This window comes from Mycobacterium hainanense (assembly GCF_041890355.1).
Classification (GTDB): domain Bacteria; phylum Actinomycetota; class Actinomycetes; order Mycobacteriales; family Mycobacteriaceae; genus Mycobacterium; species Mycobacterium hainanense.
The window spans coordinates 69,402-86,895 of sequence record NZ_CP169059.1; the positions used below are offsets into that span (position 1 = coordinate 69,402).

At 67.0% G+C, this 17,494-nt stretch carries 17 protein-coding genes; 9 read left to right on the forward strand and 8 right to left on the reverse strand.

The window, feature by feature from the left end; translation table 11 throughout:
- Positions 1 to 8 precede the first annotated feature (8 nt).
- The 8 genes from ACEL92_RS00295 to ACEL92_RS00330 all read right to left on the reverse strand — a co-directional run bounded on the left by ACEL92_RS00295 (position 9) and on the right by ACEL92_RS00330 (position 8,192).
- Positions 9 to 923: an alpha/beta fold hydrolase gene (locus ACEL92_RS00295; protein WP_374023697.1), complete on the reverse strand. Its 915-nt coding sequence runs from the start codon at positions 921 to 923 to the stop codon at positions 9 to 11.
- A 30-nt stretch (positions 924 to 953) separates the two neighbouring features.
- On the reverse strand, positions 954 to 2,162 hold the full coding sequence (locus ACEL92_RS00300) for a DUF1214 domain-containing protein (protein ID WP_374026413.1): 1,209 nt from the start codon (positions 2,160 to 2,162) through the stop codon (positions 954 to 956).
- Between the two features lie 2 nt (positions 2,163 to 2,164).
- Positions 2,165 to 2,968 (reverse strand): sugar phosphate isomerase/epimerase family protein, encoded by an 804-nt coding sequence (locus ACEL92_RS00305; protein ID WP_374023698.1) that lies wholly within the window; start codon positions 2,966 to 2,968, stop codon positions 2,165 to 2,167.
- Position 2,969: 1 nt separating this feature from the next.
- Positions 2,970 to 4,139 carry a sulfotransferase gene (locus tag ACEL92_RS00310; protein WP_374023699.1) on the reverse strand — a complete coding sequence of 390 codons (1,170 nt, stop codon included), beginning with the start codon at positions 4,137 to 4,139 and terminating at the stop codon, positions 2,970 to 2,972.
- The gene (locus ACEL92_RS00315) at positions 4,136 to 5,263 is read right to left on the reverse strand and encodes an LLM class flavin-dependent oxidoreductase (protein WP_374023700.1); all 1,128 of its coding nucleotides are present in this window, start codon (positions 5,261 to 5,263) and stop codon (positions 4,136 to 4,138) included. The genes ACEL92_RS00310 and ACEL92_RS00315 overlap by 4 nt, the downstream gene beginning before the upstream one ends.
- A 189-nt stretch (positions 5,264 to 5,452) precedes the next feature.
- On the reverse strand, positions 5,453 to 6,550 hold the full coding sequence (locus ACEL92_RS00320; RefSeq protein ID WP_374023701.1) for an inositol-3-phosphate synthase: 1,098 nt from the start codon (positions 6,548 to 6,550) through the stop codon (positions 5,453 to 5,455).
- 61 nt (positions 6,551 to 6,611) lie between these two features.
- Positions 6,612 to 7,154, reverse strand: a complete 543-nt coding sequence (locus ACEL92_RS00325; RefSeq protein WP_003874738.1) for a PadR family transcriptional regulator — start codon at positions 7,152 to 7,154, stop codon at positions 6,612 to 6,614.
- Positions 7,155 to 7,310: 156 nt separating this feature from the next.
- Positions 7,311 to 8,192, reverse strand: coding sequence for a DUF1707 domain-containing protein (locus tag ACEL92_RS00330; RefSeq protein WP_374023702.1), 882 nt, complete (start codon positions 8,190 to 8,192; stop codon positions 7,311 to 7,313).
- A 120-nt stretch (positions 8,193 to 8,312) separates the two neighbouring features.
- On the opposite strand from ACEL92_RS00330, the gene ACEL92_RS00335 reads away from it, so the two are divergent.
- The 9 genes from ACEL92_RS00335 (at position 8,313) to dnaB (ending at position 17,409) form a co-directional block, all read left to right on the forward strand.
- The gene (locus tag ACEL92_RS00335; protein ID WP_067761414.1) at positions 8,313 to 8,738 is read left to right on the forward strand and encodes a DUF5318 domain-containing protein; all 426 of its coding nucleotides are present in this window, start codon (positions 8,313 to 8,315) and stop codon (positions 8,736 to 8,738) included.
- Positions 8,731 to 11,316 (forward strand): transglycosylase domain-containing protein, encoded by a 2,586-nt coding sequence (locus ACEL92_RS00340; protein WP_374023703.1) that lies wholly within the window; start codon positions 8,731 to 8,733, stop codon positions 11,314 to 11,316. Before ACEL92_RS00335 ends, ACEL92_RS00340 begins: the two co-directional genes overlap by 8 nt.
- The gene (locus ACEL92_RS00345) at positions 11,313 to 12,962 is read left to right on the forward strand and encodes a glycosyltransferase family 87 protein (protein WP_374023704.1); all 1,650 of its coding nucleotides are present in this window, start codon (positions 11,313 to 11,315) and stop codon (positions 12,960 to 12,962) included. The genes ACEL92_RS00340 and ACEL92_RS00345 overlap by 4 nt, the downstream gene beginning before the upstream one ends.
- 52 nt (positions 12,963 to 13,014) lie before the next feature.
- Positions 13,015 to 13,656, forward strand: coding sequence for a DJ-1/PfpI family protein (locus tag ACEL92_RS00350; protein WP_374026414.1), 642 nt, complete (start codon positions 13,015 to 13,017; stop codon positions 13,654 to 13,656).
- Positions 13,657 to 13,799: 143 nt separating this feature from the next.
- The gene (gene rpsF / locus ACEL92_RS00355; RefSeq protein WP_067928342.1) at positions 13,800 to 14,090 is read left to right on the forward strand and encodes a 30S ribosomal protein S6; all 291 of its coding nucleotides are present in this window, start codon (positions 13,800 to 13,802) and stop codon (positions 14,088 to 14,090) included.
- Positions 14,091 to 14,202: 112 nt separating this feature from the next.
- On the forward strand, positions 14,203 to 14,718 hold the full coding sequence (locus ACEL92_RS00360) for a single-stranded DNA-binding protein (protein WP_067271716.1): 516 nt from the start codon (positions 14,203 to 14,205) through the stop codon (positions 14,716 to 14,718).
- 38 nt (positions 14,719 to 14,756) lie between these two features.
- A complete protein-coding gene (gene rpsR, locus ACEL92_RS00365) occupies positions 14,757 to 15,011 on the forward strand; it encodes a 30S ribosomal protein S18 (RefSeq protein ID WP_374023705.1) in 255 nt (84 codons plus the stop codon).
- A gap of 33 nt (positions 15,012 to 15,044) precedes the next feature.
- Complete coding sequence (rplI, locus tag ACEL92_RS00370; protein ID WP_067761381.1) at positions 15,045 to 15,503, forward strand: 50S ribosomal protein L9; 459 nt, start codon at positions 15,045 to 15,047, stop codon at positions 15,501 to 15,503.
- A gap of 529 nt (positions 15,504 to 16,032) precedes the next feature.
- Positions 16,033 to 17,409: a replicative DNA helicase gene (gene dnaB, locus ACEL92_RS00375; RefSeq protein WP_374023706.1), complete on the forward strand. Its 1,377-nt coding sequence runs from the start codon at positions 16,033 to 16,035 to the stop codon at positions 17,407 to 17,409.
- Positions 17,410 to 17,494: the final 85 nt, after the last annotated feature.

Genomic DNA, 17,494 nt, shown 5'->3' on the forward strand with positions numbered 1-17,494 from the left:
CCGTAGGCTCACCGCGCGTCGAGCACCCCGCGCAGCAGCTCGATCAGAGCCTGCGGTTGGTCGCTTTGCACCGAGTGCCCGGAATTCTCCACGAGGTGCGAGGCCCGAAAATGCCTTGCGCGGCGGCTCAATTCGGCGGCATCGTCGTCGCTGACGAATCCCGAGTTGCCGCCGCGGATCAGGGTGATGGGTGCGGACAGCGTGTCCACGTCCTCCCATAGGCCGTCGAAGTCGGGAAACTTGCGAATGGCGTCGTAGCGCCATGTCCAATTGCCGTTTTCCAGCCGGCGCGAGTTGTGAAAGACGCCGCGGCGCAGCGCCTTCACCTCCCGATGCGGGGCCGCGGCGATCGTCAAATCCAGCATGGCCTGGAAGTTGGGGAACTCCCGTTCGCTGTGCATGAGCGCCACGGTGCCTTGCTGTTCCTTGGTCATCTCCGAGTGGCGCTGCAGCGCCGACGGGGTGACGTCGATCAGGACGAGTTCGTTCACCAGTTCGGGTGCCACGGCCGCCAGCCGTATCGCGGTCAACCCACCCAGCGACATGCCGACGACAAGATCGGCGCTGGGCGCGTGCTCGCGCATTGCGGGTAACAAGGCGTCGGCGTTCAGCTGCGGCGAGTAGTCGCCGTCCTCGCGCCATGCCGAATGGCCGTGCCCCGGCAGGTCCACGGCCAGCGCGGGTTCGTCGAGGCCGACGATGACGGTGTCCCAGGTGTGGGCGTTCTGGCCGCCGCCGTGCAGGAACACGATCCGCGGGGGAGTGCGACCCCACCGCAGGGCGCTGATTTTGTTCTCACCGGTGCCCGCCTCCACGCGTTGCACGTCCGGCAGTGGGCCGGTGACGCCGGCTTGCTCGGCATTCTCGGATAACAGCGAGAACTCGTCGAGCCCGTCGAGTTGGTCTTCGGAGATATCGGCCACGGTCTAGACACTAGCGTCGTAGCCGTCGAACTAGAGGACGTAACGACGGCGAATGCCGTGGAAGCGCTCCCACATCGCCGCGGTGCGCTCGGCGGGGCTCACCATGGTGGTGTCCGCCGGTAGGGCGGCGAGCAGTTCGTCGTGCTTGACGACCTGGGTGTTCAGCACGGCGGGCTCGCCCTCGAGCATGTGCCGGTAGGTCAGGTTGCCGCACGCAAAGCCCTGGGTGTCGAGCCAGTTGTGGACGCCCGGATCACGATGAGCCATGACGAGACGAATGTGGCCGTCGGCATCGGTCGTCGTGCGACTCGGCGTGTAGCTCACCGGCCGGTAGAGGTAATCCATGCTGTTGAAGAAGACACCCATATTGGTCAGCATCCACAACCCGTCGTGGGCGCCGAATTCGACGATCAGCGCCTCGTCGTCCGCGAGTTCCCAATACATGTTGGCGGCGGCCCGGCCGCGCCTGGCGTCGGCGTCGGTCGCGTCGACTTGCGGGAAGGCGTTGGGGCGGTTGGCGTCAACGCCGCCATAGGTGAAGGGGAACTCGGGCCAGTCGGCCATCAGGCCCGTGACGAAGTCGCCGGCCCAGCGCATCGCCTCGACCATCTCGGGCGGCGATGGCAACGGTTTCGGGGAGTCCATGTCGATTCGTTCGATGCGAAGCTGCGCCGGCACCTCGTCCCAGCGGTCGAAACCCTGACGGATGAACAGTTTTCGCGACCCGGTGGTGGTGGGCAGCCAGTTCGGCCCGCGCTCGGGCCCGCCGATGTAGAGCTCGAACTGCCCGTCATCGCCGGCCTGGAGCTGGTGACCGAGCAGGTTGGCCTCCGGTGTGTCACCGAACGGTTCGTGCAACACACCCGGGCCTGGTGAACGCGGTCCCTGCACCGTGACGTTGAAGAACCTTGCGGTGCCGAGGGTTCCGGCGAGGCGGTACGTCGACCTCCCGTCGATCCACGCCTGCTGGTAGGTGAAGTCGGCGCAGTCGCCGCCCAGCTTGCGGGTCGGGCCGCAGAAGGTGTGCAGCACCGGGTAGCGGGTGTCGCGGGTCTCGAGCGCCAGATCGAAGGCCTGACCGAGGTTTTGGGTGAGGAACCGGTAGGCGTCGACCCGATGGGTTCCCGACCCCGGGTTGGCCTGCTTGAAGGCCTGTTCGCCCGCTTGCTGCAGCCGGGCGCAGAAATCCGCCCAGGCCGCCCGCAGCGCCGCGTCGTCGGGCCCGTCGCCGAAGGCCATGCTCACGCACCGAGCCTGTCGAGCATCGCGCTGACGACATCACATGCGCGCTGGGCGGCCTCCAGGTGCCCCTCCCGGTCGATGCGGGGACCGATGAGTTCCAGGTCGAAACCGTGGCGGTAGCCGCCGGCCAGCGCTTGGGCGACGAAGCCTTCGAGCGGGATCGTGCCGTCGCCGGGCACCGCCCTGGCCGGCAGCCCCCGGTCGCCGAGCACATAGTCGCTCAACTGGATCAGCGCCGTCCGCGGCAGCGCCCGCTGCACCATCGCCTCCAAATCCCCTTCCGCCCAGCAGTGAAACACGTCGATGCACACACTGAGGTCACCCATCTCGGCCAGCGTGACGGTATCGCGCAGCGTATGGGCGAGGTGGATGTCGGCGTACAGACTGGACGCATTCTCGATGGCCAGCGCCACTCCGGCCGCCTCGGCCTGCGCCGCGCAGGGAGCGACCATCGTGCAGAATCGGTCCGCTGCCTGCGCCCACGTGAGGTCTCCACGCCCGCCGGTCAGCAAGTAGACGGTGCGGGCACCGACGGCGGCCGCGGCGTCGATCACGGTGGACAGCGCGTCGCGGGCGGCGTGCGGGTCGCTGGACAGCTTGCCGCCGGCGAACAGGTGGTATACAGCCTCCACGGCATATGCGTTGCCGTGCAACAGCATTGGGAAGGGCGGCTCCAGCAGCTGGGTGTCCAGGATGCTCAGCCGGGTCACGCCCAGCGCCGCCCAATGAGCTTCCAGCTCGGCCAGCGAGTCACCATGGAAGGTGACGTTGTGCACCGACAGGCGGTGGTGTGGGCCGGCCATGTCAGGCGCGGTTCTCGATGGCGACGCCGAATCGCTCTCGGAACGCCTGGAATTCCGCGTGCAACGCCTCGAGGTCTTCGCCGATGTCGGTCAGTAGTCGGGTGGAGTAGGTGAATTTGCCGTAGCGGTCGCCACGATTGTTGGCCAGGTAGGTGCGCATCGCCGATTCGGCATCGCCCGTGAGTTCGCGCCCGCAGAATTCGTAGTAGCGCCGAACGGTGCCGATGTGGTCGGCGACGAAGTCGGCGTAGCGCACGTGCAGGATGCGGGGATCGTCGACTAACGGATTGCTCATCGTGTTGGCGATGCTGGCGCGGGTCATCTCCAGGTGCTTCTTCGCTTCGGCGTGCAGGTCGACCGGACCGACGATGCCCTCGGCGATGTCGGCCATCATCATGGTGCGCGACGCGGCGACTTGGACTGGGTCGCGGTGCAGCCAGACCAGGTGCGCGTCGGGGTAGGTGTCGAAGAGCTCCTTGAGGCGGAAGCCGTGAAAGCCTTTCAGTACCCAATACTTTCGGGGCCGACCGTATTGCAGTTGTTGGAGCATGGCCTTGTGCAGCCGGTATTGCGCCGCCGGATCGGTGGCCAGGCCGCCGACCAGCGACTGCATCGGCACGCGCCACCAGGCGGTGGGCGTCATCACCCGAAAGTCGAACGCCCAGGTGCGCTCGTCCTCGGGCAGGCCGTCACCCAGCATGTCGTTGTACGGGTGGCTGTGCAGCCACTTGGGCATCTTGGCGTTGATCTCGCGCCAGTCCGCGTCGGCCCGCGCCCTGCGCCCGTCGTCGGGGCCGGCCAGGCCCGGCGGCGGTGAGGGATACATCACCTCCCAGAAGCGCAGCGCCCGAGCGCGCGGGTCGACGGACATCAGGGCGTGCATGAGCGTTGTGCCCGAACGGGGTTCGCCCGTGACGAACATCGGCCCGTCGATCGCCTCCTCGGCGATCGGGTAGCGATTGCGGTCTTCGATGAATTCCAGTCGTGACGTCAGCAGCCACCGACACACCTGCGCCGCCTGCCGGTTTCCCTCGGGGTCCATGCCCAGGCCGTTGAGATGGTCGACCGCGACGGTGAAGCGTTGCGGCAAGGTGGGATCCCCGTAGTCGCGCAGTCCGGTCTCGGCCTCCGCGTCGGCGAGGAGCCGGGCGGCATCCAGGGGCGCCGTCACGACCGCTCCCCGCACAGCCGCATCAGTTCGTCTTCGGCGGAGCGCACGTTGGCGGCCGAAGCCTCGGCGTAGCTCAGGCCGGCCATTGCGCCGTAGTCCAGGATCTTGGGTACGCGCAATCCTGCGTCGACGTATGTCTTGACGATCTTGGCCACCTCCGTCGGCGTCCCGTGCGGGACGGCGGCCAGCACCATCTCCGGCCGCGCCCTATCGAGGAAGTCCAGGATCCGGTCGCGGGTGAGCACCGCCGGGTCGATGTCTTGGAATCCGCGCCAGCGATCGCCCATCGGGTGCTCAAATCCCAAGCCGTGCAACGTTTCCGCCGAGACCTGCAGCAGGAACGCCTTGACCAGCGGTGCTTGCACAATCTCGGCGAGGGCGTCCTCGTCCTCGCCGATGAGACACACCTGGATGAAGCACGGTGTGATCGCCTGCGGATCGCGGCCGGCGCGTCCGGCGGATGCCCTTACCGCTGTGAGCATTTCGGCGTAGTGTTCCGGCGTCCAGGCGCCGGCGGGCCACCATCCGTCCGCGTGCCGGCCGGCGATGTCCAGCATCCGCGGGCCGCTGGCGCCGATCCAGATCTGCGGGGGCCGGCCCGCGTAGGGGTCGGTGTCCAGCCGGGCATGGTGCAGCGAATAGAACCGCCCGTCGAAATCGACGGGGCCGTCGCTTTCCCAGAGCAGTCGGATCACCGTGAGGGCTTCCTCGAAGCGGCTTACGGGTCGGGAGAAGTCGAAACCGTAGGGCAGGGTGTTCTCGCTCTCGCCGCTGCCCAGGCCCAGGATGAAACGTCCCTTGGCGAGGTGGTCGATCGTTAACGCCGTCTGGGCCAGCATGCTGGGATGGCGGCGCACCGTGTCGACGACGGCGCTCACGAGCGGGACGTTCTCCGTCAGGACGGCGGCCGCGGCCGCCACCGCCAGCCCGTCCAGGTGGCGGTGTGGCGACGGGGAGGCGGTGGCCAGGTCGGTGAACTCGGGGGTCCAGATGGAGTCTGGCCAGAAGCTGACCATGTGGTCGGGCAGCCAGATCGAGTGGTACCGGCCGCTGTCCAGCTCCTCCAGGCGGGTCAGGTCCAGCGGGAGGGTCGTGCGCAGGAATGCGGCGGGTTGTACGGGCATCGAAAGATGATGCTAAGCACTCGCACAGCGCCGTGGGGACGAAATGGCTCCAGCGGTCGCGGCGCCGTGCGTCACGCCAGCGTGGCTGCGGTCACCGAGCGTCACGCTGGCGTGACGCAGAGACCCTTGAGAACGAAAGTGCGGTGAGGTCACCGAAGCGACCTCACCGCACCATCGGTGGAGAAGGGTTCAGCCCTCGATGATGAACTCTTCGAGCTGCGCGCGCGCGACATCGTCGGGCAGCTGCTGCGGCGGGCTCTTCATGAGGTACGCCGACGCCGGAACAACGGGTCCGCCGATGCCGCGATCCTTGGCGATCTTGGCGGCGCGAACCGCGTCGATGATGACGCCGGCCGAGTTCGGCGAGTCCCACACCTCGAGCTTGTATTCCAGGTTCAGCGGCACGTCGCCGAACGCGCGGCCCTCGAGGCGGACGTAGGCCCACTTGCGGTCGTCGAGCCAGCCAACGTGGTCGGACGGGCCGATGTGGACGTCCTTGGTCTTGAACTCGCGCTGCACGTTCGACGTGACGGCCTGAGTCTTGGAGATCTTCTTGGACTCCAGCCGCTCGCGCTCGAGCATGTTGAGGAAGTCCATGTTGCCGCCGACGTTGAGCTGCATGGTGCGATCCAGCTGCACCCCGCGGTCCTCGAACAGCTTGGCCATCACCCGGTGCGTGATGGTGGCGCCGACCTGGCTCTTGATGTCGTCGCCGACGATCGGCACGCCCGCGTCGGCGAACTTCTTGGCCCACATGGGGTCCGAGGCGATGAATACCGGCAGCGCGTTGACGAACGCCACACCGGCGTCGATGGCGCACTGGGCGTAGAACTTGTCGGCCTCTTCCGAGCCCACGGGCAGGTAGGACACCAGCACGTCGACCTCGGCGTCCTTGAGCGCCTTGACCACGTCGACCGGCTCTACGTCCGACAGCTCGATGGTGTCCGCGTAGTACTTGCCGATGCCGTCCAGCGTCGGGCCGCGTTGCACCACGACGTTGGTGGGCGGCACGTCGGCGATCTTGATCGTGTTGTTCTCCGAAGCGAAGATCGCGTCGGAGAGGTCGAAGCCGACCTTCTTGGCGTCCACGTCGAAGGCGGCGACGAACTTGACGTCGCGCACGTGGTACTGGCCGAACTTGACGTGCATCAGACCGGGCACGGTGCTGTTCTCGTCGGCGTTCTGGTAGTACTCGACGCCCTGTACCAGCGAAGACGCGCAGTTACCGACGCCGACAATGGCGACTCGTACCTCCGTCGACGCGATCGGCGCGTTCTGGTCACTCATAAGGGCGTTCTCCTAACTCCATAACTCTGTGTCGCGGCTGATGAATTTTCGTGCTGGGGTTTTACGTCTGCTCGGAGAGACCGGGCATCGCCCGCTCCGCAGCAATGAGCTCGTTGAGCCACTTCACTTCCCGCTCGCTGGACTCGAGCCCCAGCTGGTGAAGCTGACGGGTGTAACGATCGAACGAGCTGCTGGCCCGCGCTACGGCTTCACGCAGGCCTTCGCGCCGCTCCTCAACCTGACGGCGGCGACCTTCCAGAATGCGCATGCGCGCCTCCGCCGGAGTCCGGTTGAAGAACGCCAGGTGCACCCCGAAGCCGTCGTCGGTGTAGTTGTGCGGACCGGTGTCGGCCACCAGCTCACCGAAGCGCCGACGGCCCTCGTCGGTTAGCTGGTAGACGCGCCGCGCCCGCCGGACCGGCGTGCCGGCCGGGGCGGCGTCTTCGGCGATCAGCCCTTCGGCCTGCATCCGCCGGAGGGCGGGGTACAGGGAACCGTACGAGAACGCACGGAACGCGCCGAGGAGACCGGTCAGCCTTTTGCGCAACTCGTACCCATGCATCGGTGATTCGATCAGCAGGCCCAGGATGGCGAGTTCAAGCACGAATCACCTCCTTTGCACGGCTGGTTACGACGGCTCGACGCCTCGCGTCATCGTATCGTCTCGATATATTCGCCACAACACCACCGGATGTTCGTCAGCTATTAGTCCGGGTGCGCGGAATCGAATCGCGCCGGGCGCCGGCCGGCCCGGCCGTGGTCAAGACGGCAGGCTCAGTTGCTTCACGGTGCCGTCACCTGCGAAGACGATGTAGCCACCACCGTAGTCGCTGGAGACATACAGCGACAACGACAGGGCGCCGGGCGTGGTCGGGTCGCTCGCCGGCTCGATGTTGAGGTATTCGGTCTTGACGTCCGACGGCTTCATGTGGAGGGTCTGCGGGGCGCCGCGCATGATGCCCACCGTCGCGGTGACGTCGAACTTGCTCAGGTCCACCGGAAAGGGCCCGTCCGCGGAACTCTTGGCGGAGCTGGTCGGGTCGCCCCAGCCGCCGCGGTAGGTGTAGGCCAGCACCCGGCGATCGTCGGAGGGATCCGGGCGGTCGAGCACCGCGTACGTCGGGTAGATCACCAAGCGGTAGCCCATCGCGTCGCCGAACCGCTTGCGTGTTTGCTCGACCAGGCCCGTGAGCCCGCCGACCGAATGCAGTTGGGTGGGCGGGGTCAGCACAACCGGGGCCACTCCGTCGGGCTTGGCCCCGGGGTCCGTGGTGAAGTCCAGCGGCGACTTGGTGTTGCCGTACATGCCCCATCCGATGCCGATCCCGAGCAACACCGACACCACGAACGCGGCCGCGAGAACCCCCCAGCCCCCGAGTCGCGGCGGCACCGGCCGGCGGTTGACGGCGGTCGTCGGCAGGGCGCTGCTGTCGGTCTGCAGGTCGCTTACCAGATCCTGCAGGTCGCCGAGCGTGACGGCCTTGGTGGCCGCGCTCACCCGTTCCCGATGCTCTTCCATGGAGAGTTCGCCGTCGTTGAGGGCGTTGTCGAGGATCTTGCAGGCGTCCTGCCGATTGACGTCTTTGGCGCGAGTGCTCGCCGCTGCGCCACCGCCAAGCGATGTCCCGAGCCATTTCGCCACGGGGATGATCGTAGAGTCCCACCCCAGTTCGGCACGGGAACGACCGAACGATCACCGGGCTGAGGCCGCCACAGTTTGGTTGCGTATCGGCCGTCCGGATGGAGACGTACTCTGGTGGGCGTGCGACTGCAGCGACAAGTGGTGGACTACGCGCTCCGGCGGCGAGCACTGCTGGCCGAAGTGTATTCGGGCCGCACCGGCGTGTCCGAGGTGTGTGACGCGAACCCTTATCTGCTGCGCGCCGCTAAGTTTCACGGGAAACCGAGCCAGGTCATGTGCCCGATCTGCCGTAAGGAACAGCTGACGCTGGTGTCGTGGGTGTTCGGCGAACACCTGGGTCCGGTGTCGGGGTCGGCCCGCACGGCCGAGGAGTTGGTCCTGCTGGCGACTCGCTTCGAGGAGTTCGCTGTCCACGTGGTGGAGGTGTGCCGGACCTGCAGTTGGAATCATCTGGTCAAGTCGTACGTACTCGGCGCGGCGCGCCCACCAAAGGGCACCCGGACCACGCGGACGGCGCGAAACGGCGCGCGCACGGCCATTGAGTAACGACGGACGCCACGACCAGTCGTCCAACAACGCGGATGGGCCGGCGACTGAACGCGTGGGCAAACATGGAAACGGCGAGCGCGCGCGTGGCGCGCCGCCGGCGCACGGTCAACGGCGTGGGGTTCCCCCCGACGACCGGATGACCACGATCCTGCCGCCGGTCATCGACGACCGGTCGCCCCGACGGCCCGATCCCAGCATCGAAGAAGTCAAAGCCGCGCTGGAGGGTCCGCCGTCCACGCCGTTGCAGCGGGATGCGCTCGAGGAGGTCAAGGCGGCGCTGGAAAGCCGGACGCCGCCGCGACGCGAGCGGCAGAGGCGGGAGCGGCCGAGCGCGGGAGGGCCACCGGAGGGGCCACCGCCGCCATCCGGCCCGCGGCGACCCGGGGGCCCCGACGGGTTCGGACGCCGGCCGCGCGGTGACGTCCACTGGACGCAACAGATCAATTGGCTGTGGGTGCGGCGAGCGGCCTACCTGTCGGCGGCGGTGCTGGTGCTGCTGCCGATCGTCACGTTCGCGATGGCGTACTTCATCGTCGACATCCCCAAGCCGGGCGACCTGCGCACCAACCAGGTCTCCACCATCCTGGCCAGCGACGGATCCGAGATCGCCAAGATCATTCCGCCCGAAGGCAATCGGGTCGACGTCAACATCAGCCAGGTGCCGGTGCACGTGCGGCAGGCGGTGATCGCCGCCGAGGATCGCAATTTCTATTCGAACCCGGGTTTCGACTTCACCGGTTTCGCCCGGGCGGTGAACAACAACCTCTTCGGCAACGGCGACCTGCAGGGCGGGTCGACGATCACCCAGCAATACGTGAAGAACGCGCTGGTGGGTTCGGCCCAGCACGGCCTCAGCGGTCTGATGCGTAAGGCCAAGGAACTCGTGATCGCCACCAAGATGTCGGGGGAGTGGTCGAAAGACGATGTGCTGCAGGCCTACCTGAACATCATCTACTTCGGCCGCGGCGCCTACGGCATCTCCGCCGCCGCCAAGGCTTACTTCAACAAGCCCGTCGAGCAGCTCACCGTCTCGGAGGGGGCGCTGCTGGCCGCACTGATCCGGCGGCCGTCGTCACTGGATCCGGCCGTCGACCCGCAGGGCGCCCGGGCGCGGTGGAACTGGGTCCTGGACGGCATGGTGGAGACCAAGGCGCTGTCGCCCAGTGACCGCGCGGCGCAGGAGTTTCCGCAGACGGTGCCGCCGGACCAGGCGCGCGCGGAGAACCAGACGACCGGGCCCAACGGCCTGATCGAGCGTCAGGTGACCAAAGAGTTGATGGAGCTGTTCAACATCGACGAGCGGACCCTGAACACCCAGGGCCTGCAGGTCACCACCACCATCGACCCGAAAGCCCAGCAGGCCGCGGAAAAGGCGGTGTCGAAATACCTTGACGGGCAAGACCCCGACATGCGGTCGGCCGTGGTGTCGATCGACCCGCACGACGGGGCGATACGCGCCTATTACGGCGGCACGGACGCCCAGGGTTTCGACTTCGCGCAGGCCGGGCTGCAAACCGGTTCGTCATTCAAGGTTTTCGCGCTCGTCGCCGCGCTCGAGCAGGGGATCGGGCTGGGCTACCAAGTCGACAGCTCGCCGCTGACGGTCGACGGCATCAAGATCACCAACGTCGACGGTGAGGGCTGCGGCACGTGCAACATCGCCCAGGCCCTCAAGCAATCGCTGAACACCTCCTACTACCGGCTGATGCTCAAGCTCAAGGGCGGCCCGCAGGCCGTTGCGGACGCCGCGCACCAGGCCGGCGTCGCCGCCAGCTTCCCGGGTGTGGATCACACGCTCTCCGAGGACGGCAAGGGCGGCCCGCCCAACAACGGAGTTGTCTTGGGGCAGTACCAGACTCGGGTGATCGACATGGCCTCGGCGTACGCCACGCTGGCGGCCTCGGGTGTCTACCACCGGCCGCACTTCGTGCAGAAGGTCGTCAGCTCCGACGGGCAGGTGCTCTTCGACGCGAGCAAGTCCGACAACAATGGCGAGCAGCGGATCCCCAAGGCCGTCGCCGACAACGTCACCGCGGCCATGGAGCCGATCGCCAGCTACTCGCGGGGTCATGCCCTGGCCGGCGGCAGGCCGTCGGCGGCCAAGACGGGAACCACGCAGCTCGGTGACACCACCGCCGACAAGGACGCCTGGATGGTCGGATACACGCCGTCGCTCTCGACGGCCGTGTGGGTCGGCACCGCGAAGGGCGACGTGCCCCTTGTAACCGCCTCGGGCGCACCGGTTTATGGTTCGGGGCTGCCTTCGGACATCTGGAAGTCCACGATGGACGGGGCGTTGAAGGGCACGTCGAACGAGTCGTTCCCCAAGCCGACCGAGATCGGCGGTTATGCGGGTGTTCCGGCGCCGCCGCCTCCGCCGCCGGCGCCGTCGGTGACCGTAATCCAGCCCACCATCGAGGTGGCGCCGGGCATCACGATCCCGGTCGGCCCGCCCACCACGGTCACGAACGCGCCGCCGGGCCCGGGCGGTGGCGGCCCAGGCGGGCCGGGCGGGCCCGAGCCGGGTGTCCCGCCGGGCGGTCCCCAAGCTCCCGGGCCGCAACCGCCGCCGTGACCGACGCCCAGCAGCGCAGCGCCACCATCTCTCCGGCGCGCTTGGCCGGCGACCTGCGCAGCGTCGACAACCGCGATTGCCCCAGCCGCACCGACTCGCTGGGCGCCGCACTGGCCGAAGTCGTCGGGGGGCCGGTGGGCGCGCATGCGCTGATCGGCCGGACGCGGGTGATGACGCCGCTGCGGGTGATGTTCTTGATCGGGCTGGTGTTCATGGCGCTCGGCTGGTCGACGAAGGCGGCGTGCCTGCAGAGCACCGGAACCGGGACGGGCGATCAGCGGGTCGCCAACTGGGAGAACCAACGCGCCTACTACGAGCTGTGTTACTCCGATACCGTGCCGCTCTACGGGGCGGAGTTGTTGAGCCAGGGCAAGTTTCCGTACAAGTCCAGCTGGATCGAGACCGACGGCAGCGGCACCCCGCAGACCCGCTACGACGGCCGGCCCGCCGTGCGCTACATGGAGTATCCGGTACTGACCGGGATGTATCAGTACGTGTCGATGGCGCTGGCGAAGACCTACACCGCGGTGAGCAAGCTGGCCCCGCTCCCAGTGGTGGCCGAGGTGGTGATGTTCTTCAACTTCGCGGCGTTCGGGTTGGCGCTGGCGTGGCTGGCCACCGTCTGGGCGACCGCTGGCCTGGCGGGCCGCCGAATATGGGATGCGGCTCTGGTGGCCGCGTCGCCGCTGTTGATCTTCCAGATCTTCACCAATTTCGACGCGCTGGCGACGGGATTGGCCATGGCCGGGCTGCTGGCATGGGCCCGGCGTAAGCCGGTGCTGGCGGGCGTGCTGATCGGGTTGGGCGCCGCGGCCAAGCTGTATCCGCTGCTGTTCCTCGGCCCGATGGTGGTCCTGGCGCTTCGAACCGGACGCTTCCGCGCGGTGGCGCGCACGGCGGTGACGGCGGCAATGACGTGGTTGCTGGTGAATCTCCCCATCCTCGCGCTGTTTCCCCGCGGGTGGTCGGAATTCTTCCGGCTCAACGCCCGCCGCGGTGACGACATGGATTCGCTGTACAACGTCGTCAAATCGTTTACCGGCTGGCATGGATTCGACCCCAAGCTCGGGCTGTGGCAGCCGCCCTCGGTGCTGAACGCGGTCGTCACGGTGCTGTTCGTAATCGGTTGCGCCACAATCGCATACGTGGCTCTCACTGCGCCTCAGCGGCCCCGGCTGGCGCAGCTGCTGTTCTTGGTGGTGGCGGTGTTCCTGTTGACCAATAAGGTGTGGAGCCCCCAGTTCTCGCTGTGGTTGGTGCCGCTGGCGGTGCTGGCCTTGCCGCACCGCCGGGTCCTGCTGGCGTGGATGACTATCGACGCGGTGGTGTGGGTGCCGCGGATGTACTACTTATATGGCAATCCGAACCGCTCGCTGCCCGAGCAGTTCTTCACCACGACGGTGCTGTTGCGTGATATCGCCGTCTTCGTGCTGTGCGCATTGGTGATTCGCCAGATCTACCGGCCCGGCGAGGACTTGGTGCGCTGGGGCGGCCGGGTGGACGACCCGTCGGGTGGTCCCTTCGACCGCGCCCCCGACGCCCCGCCTCGATGGCTGCCGGACTGGCTGCGGCCGGCCGGCCTGCGGCGCGCGCCGGCACCGGACCCCGAGGCCGAATCGGCGGTGCCGGCCGGGGTGGCGCCATGACTCGCGCCGACGACGATGATGCCGGCGTAGCCGGGATCGAAGGAGTGGCGCCCTGACTCTCGTCGCAATCCCGTTGTTCCCCCGGGTGACCGCGCTCGACGCGGTCGGCCCCTACGAGGTGTTGCAACGCGTCCCGTCGGTCGATGTGGTGTTCATCGGTCACCGCCGGGGCGAGGTGCGGACCGAGAACGGGATGCTCGGCCTCTGCTGCGATGCGCGGTTCGACGAGGTCGCCTCGCCGGATGTGGTGTTGGTTCCCGGCGGGATCGGCACCCGGTGGCTGATTCACGACGAGACCATTCGGGCCTGGCTGCAAGCGGTACACCCGAGCACCACGTTCACCACGTCGGTGTGCACCGGTGCGCTGCTGTTGGCCGCGGCGGGACTGCTCGACGGGCTCACCGCTACGACGCACTGGCGGGCCGGCGACCTGCTCGACGAGCTGGGCGCCCACTACGTCCCGGACCGCGTCGTCGAGCACCTTCCGCAGCGGATCATCACCGCCGCCGGGGTGTCCAGCGGCATCGACATGGCCCTGAGGCTCGTCGAGCTCCTGGTCGATCGGCGGGCCGCGCAGGCCGCACAGCTGCTCATCGAATACGACCCGCAGCCGCCCTTCGACGCGGGCTCGCTCGCCAAGGCCGATCAGGCGACAGTCGCGCGGGCCACCGAGTATTTGGACGCCCGGCAGTAATCGGATTGCTCGGCGTCCGGACCGGCAGCGATTTTGGAGGCCAGCCCGCCCATCCGGTAGCCTGGTGCGGTTGCCGACGCAGGCGACCCTCCTGCCACGGAACGACCGTGGCCGTCCAGACCAGAGGAGGTGGTGAGGTTTCCATGCGTCCATACGAAATCATGGTCATTCTTGACCCCACGCTCGACGAGCGCACTGTTGCTCCGTCCCTGGAGACGTTCCTGAACGTCGTCCGTAAAGACGGCGGAACCGTCGATAAGGTTGACATCTGGGGCCGGCGCCGGCTGGCCTACGAGATCGCCAAGCACGCCGAAGGCATCTATGTCGTGGTCGACCTGAAGGCGGAGCCGGCGACGGTCTCCGAGCTCGACCGCCAGCTGAGCCTCAATGAGTCGGTATTGCGCACCAAGGTGATGCGCACCGACAAGCACTAACACCCGTGGCTGAGTCCGGGGCCCACCGTCAGTGGACCTGCGTAGGCTCAGCGGGGATACGTGCCATCCACCGTCTAAAAAGCGAGTAGCAGGGCGGACCTAGGAGGAAATTGTGGCTGGTGACACCACCATCACCGTCGTCGGAAATTTGACCGCCGACCCCGAACTGCGGTTCACCCCGTCCGGTGCCGCCGTCGCGAATTTCACCGTGGCGTCGACACCGCGGATCTATGACCGCCAGAGCGGGGAATGGAAAGACGGCGAGGCCCTCTTCCTGCGCTGCAACATCTGGCGGGAAGCCGCCGAGAACGTCGCCGAGAGCCTCACCCGGGGCGCCCGCGTGATCGTCACCGGCCGGCTCAAGCAGCGGTCCTTCGAGACGCGCGAAGGCGAGAAGCGCACCGTCGTCGAGGTCGAGGTCGACGAGATCGGGCCCTCGCTGCGCTACGCCACCGCCAAGGTGAACAAGGCCAGTCGCAGCGGCGGCGGCGGTGGCGGCTTCGGCGGCGGGGGCGGATCCCGGCAGGGGTCGGCGCCACCGGCGAGCAGCGCACCGGCCGACGACCCGTGGGGCAGCGCCCCGGCGTCCGGGTCCTTCGGTGGCGGCGACGACGAACCGCCGTTCTAAAAAACTTCAACACCTAAGAAACAGAAAGAAAGACAGTCATGGCGAAGTCCAACAAGCGACGTCCGGCTCCGGAAAAGCCGGTCAAGACGCGGAAGTGTGTCTTCTGCGCCAAGAAGGGCCAATCAATCGATTATAAGGACACCGCGCTGCTGCGCACCTACATCAGTGAGCGCGGCAAGATCCGGGCGCGTCGGGTCACCGGCAACTGTGTGCAGCACCAGCGTGACATCGCCATCGCGGTGAAGAATGCCCGCGAGGTGGCTCTGCTGCCCTTCACCTCCTCGGCGCGATAACCGCCGAAGCTCGAGCGAAAGTTACGAACAACGATGAAGCTGATATTGACGGCTGACGTCGACCACCTCGGTACGGTCGGCGACACGGTCGAGGTCAAGGACGGCTACGGCCGCAACTTCCTGCTCCCGCGCGGCCTGGCGATCGTCGCGTCGCGCGGTGCGCAGAAGCAGGCCGATGAGATCCGTCGGTCCCGCGAGAGCAAGGCGGTGCGCGACCTCGGGCACGCCAACGAACTCAAGACGGCGATCGAGGCGCTGGGCCCGGTTCAGCTGCCGGTGCGCACCGCGGCCGATTCCGGAAAGCTGTTCGGCTCGGTGACATCCGGGGACGTGGTCGCGGCCATCAAGAAGGCCGGTGGCCCCAACCTGGACAAACGAATCGTTCGGCTGCCCAAGTCGCACATCAAGGCCGTGGGCACCCACCCGGTGTCCGTACATCTGCACCCCGAGGTCGACGTCGAGGTCGCTCTCGAGGTTGTCGCTGAGAGCTAATTCGGCAACCTTTGCCCGTACCTGGCGGCGGCCACCTTCGGCCGCCGCCAGGGTCATTTGTGCAGCCGACTCAGTCCGCGGCAATACGCGCGGTCGTCGCGGACGCGCGCACTAGCGAACGATTGCTGCGGTGTACGCCGCGGGTCCTCTTTACCCTGCCGTAACGCTGCCAAAATGTGGCTGAAAGCCAACACGCCCGGCGCAGTAACCTGCGGCGACACGCCGTAGAGATTCTTGTCCACACAAAAATCGTCGCGTTACATGGCTCTTATCAGCAGCGATGCCATAGCCCCTTGAATTCATACACAGGTTCTCCACACCCCACTCAACACAGGTGTCGACGGATATGCACACACGATGCACAGGTTCATGAACAGCGGCCCTTTCACCTATTAGCCAGCAACGTCTAACGTCGTCCCGACGCGAGGCGTGCGAGTGCTGTGGGACGAAAGTGTCGGCTCCTTGACTTACGCTGAAGAAACCGGTTTTCGAATGTACGTTCGGGCGCGTGGCAGGGGAGGAGGGGTCCATGGCGGTAGTCGATGACTTGTCGGCGGGCATGGATTCATCGGCGCCCAGCGAGGACTTCGGCCGCCAGCCACCGCAGGACCTGGCCGCGGAGCAGGCGGTTCTCGGCGGCATGCTGCTGAGCAAGGACGCCATCGCCGACGTGCTGGAGAGGCTGCGGCCCGGCGACTTCTACCGCCCCGCGCATCAGAACGTCTACGACGCGATCCTGGACTTGTATGGGCGCGGTGAGCCGGCCGACGCCGTGACGGTGGCAGCGGAGCTGGACCGCCGCGGGATGCTGCGCCGGATCGGCGGCGCCCCCTATCTGCACACGCTGATCTCGACCGTGCCCACGGCCGCCAATGCGGGCTACTACGCGACCATCGTCGCGGAGAAGGCGCTGCTGCGCCGGTTGGTGGAGGCGGGCACGCGGGTCGTGCAGTACGGCTACGCGGGGGCCGAGGGCGCCGACGTGGCCGAGGTGGTGGATCGGGCGCAGGCGGAGATCTACGAGGTTGCCGACCGGCGGACGACGGAGGATTTCGTTCCGCTGGAAGATCTGCTGCAGCCGACGATGGACGAGATCGACGCCATCGCTTCCAACGGCGGCGTGGCGCGCGGCGTGCCGACCGGCTTCACCGAACTCGACGAGGTGACCAACGGCCTGCACGCCGGGCAGATGATCATCGTGGCGGCCAGGCCTGGAGTCGGGAAATCGACGCTTGGGCTGGATTTTCTGCGGTCCTGCTCGATCAAGCACCGGCTGGCCAGCGTCATCTTCTCACTGGAGATGAGCAAGTCCGAGATCGTCATGCGACTGCTCTCCGCGGAGGCGAAGATCAAACTCGCCGACATGCGTTCCGGGCGCATGAGCGACGACGACTGGACGCGGCTGGCGCGGCGGATGAGCGAAATCAGTGAGGCGCCACTGTATATCGACGACTCGCCGAACCTGACGATGATGGAGATCCGCGCCAAGGCGCGCCGGCTCAAGCAAAAGGCCGACCTGCGTCTGGTCGTGGTCGACTATCTGCAGCTGATGTCGTCGGGAAAGAAGGTCGAGTCGCGGCAGTTGGAGGTTTCTGAATTCTCGCGCCAACTCAAACTTTTGGCCAAGGAACTCGAGGTGCCCGTGGTGGCGATCAGCCAGCTCAACCGTGGTCCTGAGCAGCGCACCGACAAGAAGCCGATGTTGTCAGACCTTCGCGAGTCGGGATCACTGGAGCAGGATGCCGACATGGTCATCCTGCTGAACCGGCCGGACGCGTTCGAGCGGGACGATCCGCGCGGGGGAGAGGCGGATTTCATTCTCGCCAAGCACCGTAACGGCCCGACCAAGACCGTTACCGTGGCGCACCAGCTGCACTTGTCGCGGTTCGCCAACATGGCGCGGTGATTGTAGGTTCTTGTGGCTTCTCGAATTTGATGCCCATCTCTCAAGTGAACTGTCCAGAAGATGTCCAAATGGACTTAAAAGTGAG

Excerpts from the sequence above, each read along its gene's own strand:
- ACEL92_RS00300 (WP_374026413.1), bottom strand. The coding sequence starts at position 2,162 with ATGGCCTTCGGCGACGGGCCCGACGACGCGGCGCTGCGGGCGGCCTGG.
- ACEL92_RS00305 (WP_374023698.1), bottom strand. The coding sequence starts at position 2,968 with ATGGCCGGCCCACACCACCGCCTGTCGGTGCACAACGTCACCTTCCAT.
- ACEL92_RS00315 (WP_374023700.1), bottom strand. The coding sequence starts at position 5,263 with ATGCCCGTACAACCCGCCGCATTCCTGCGCACGACCCTCCCGCTGGAC.
- ACEL92_RS00320 (WP_374023701.1), bottom strand. The coding sequence starts at position 6,550 with ATGAGTGACCAGAACGCGCCGATCGCGTCGACGGAGGTACGAGTCGCC.
- rpsF (WP_067928342.1), top strand. The coding sequence starts at position 13,800 with ATGCGTCCATACGAAATCATGGTCATTCTTGACCCCACGCTCGACGAG.
- rpsR (WP_374023705.1), top strand. The coding sequence starts at position 14,757 with ATGGCGAAGTCCAACAAGCGACGTCCGGCTCCGGAAAAGCCGGTCAAG.
- rplI (WP_067761381.1), top strand. The coding sequence starts at position 15,045 with ATGAAGCTGATATTGACGGCTGACGTCGACCACCTCGGTACGGTCGGC.
- dnaB (WP_374023706.1), top strand. The coding sequence starts at position 16,033 with ATGGCGGTAGTCGATGACTTGTCGGCGGGCATGGATTCATCGGCGCCC.